1 protein-coding gene is annotated in these 1,691 nt (G+C 60.5%); it reads right to left on the bottom strand.

Annotation, left to right across the window (positions count from 1 at the left end; genetic code table 11):
• The coding region (istA, locus tag AC1DNK_RS29955) for an IS21 family transposase (RefSeq protein ID WP_477944863.1) at positions 1–1,520 on the bottom strand (1,520 nt) is incomplete at its 3' end.
• Between the last annotated feature and the right edge of the window lie 171 nt (positions 1,521–1,691).

The raw sequence follows: 1,691 nt of genomic DNA, 5'->3' as shown, positions 1-1,691 counted from the left end.
TTGCCGCGAAGATTGGCATGCTCGCCGACAGCGGCGGGTTCGGCGGAATGTCGTGGTGCCTTGTAGGTGCTGATGAGTGCGCTGATGCTTTTGCAAGTCAGTCCGCCGATCTCGACGGCACGGGCGGACACCGCCTCGGCCTGCACCGTAGGAATGGCCCGGTAGAGCTTCAGCACGCCAAGGCAGGTTCGAAAGCCTTGTTCGGGATGAGGACGATTGGCCAGGATAGCGATGATCAGCCCCTCTGTCTGAGGCCCAATGGAAGCGCCCCAGCGCTGGAACCTTGCAGGTGACCATTCGGCATAGCGCCGGTGCGAGCTGGGCATATGGTCAGGATCGGTTCCGTAGCGAGAACCGCCGTACCGGCGTTGGTGGGTCGCAATCCTCTTGCCCTTGAAGAAGACCTCGATCGTGCGGCTCGTGGCCCGGACATCGACCTGCTGGCGGATGAGCGTATGGGGCACGGAGTAGAAATAGTGTTCGAACTCGACATGGTAGTCCGTCGACACCCGAGCCAGCTTCCATTCGGCGTACTCGTAGTCCTCTGCCGGGAGAGCCGCGAGTGCTGCGCGTTCCATGGTCTCGAATATCTCCTGGCGGGTTTGGCCCAACCGCTTCATAACGTGCGTGTTGATCCGCTCGACGGCTCCGCGGATGGCGGCATTGGCTTCCTCCAGCGAGAAGAAGGTCTGATTGCGCATCCGGCCGAGAATGCAGCTCTGGGCGAAACGTACGCCGGCCTCGACTTTTGGCTTGTCTTTCGGCCGCTTCGGTCGCGCGGGGAGGACACCGATGCCGTAGTAGGCGGCCATGGTGCCGTAGCTGCGATTGATCTCCGGGTCGTAGAAGCTCGCCTTGTTGACGCCGGACTTCAGATTATCCGGTACGATCAGGCGGGGCACGCCGCCGAAGAAGGCGAACATGCGCACGTGCGAGCCGATCCAGTCCGGCAGGGTCTGGGTCCAGGTGGCTTCTGCAAAGGCATAGCTTGATGCGCCGAGCACGCCGACAAAGATCTCCGCCTCGCGGATCTCGCCTGTCTTGCGATCGACGATAGGCAGCTTCTTGCCGGAATAATCGACGAACACCTTGTCGCCAGCTATGTGGACCTGCCGCATCGTGGGCGTCAGACGCCGCTCAAAGCCGCGGAACAGGTCGCAGAACCGGCTGAAGCCGTAGCCATCAGGGTAGACGGTTCGATATTCCTCCCACAGGATCGTCAGGGTCACGCCGGGCTTCTTCAGCTCGACCGCAATGACACTCCAATCCGGCTCTGGTAGTCGCCGCACCCCTTGTTTGGTGCCTTGCCGGGCAAAAAGTTTGCCTTCCAGGACGTCGTCAGTCAGATCGGCGGGCAAAGGCCATGACAGCCCTGCCGTCGCAGCGCGCCCGATCCCGTCCTGGACCGTGCTGCGGGCAATCCCGAGCAGATCGGCAATATCGCGAACGCTCACGCCATCTGATCGCAGTCGAAGTAAATGTCGTAGTTGTCTCATGGTCAGCCTTCGTCTCTTCGACATGCCATCTCCTCACGTTCGAAAAGAGATGCATGCCAAGGTTGCTGACCCAGGGGCACTGCTTACGTTGAAAAACTGTCCGGTATCAAATCGGAATCGCGTCCGGTTAATTCTCGGAATCGTGTCCGGGTTTTGATCGGAATGCCGTCCGGTGAATCATCGGAATCTACAGCC

The sequence above is a fragment of the Rhizobium sp. 01N424 genome, assembly GCF_056399485.1.
This window is presented reverse-complemented; position numbering and strand designations above follow the sequence as displayed.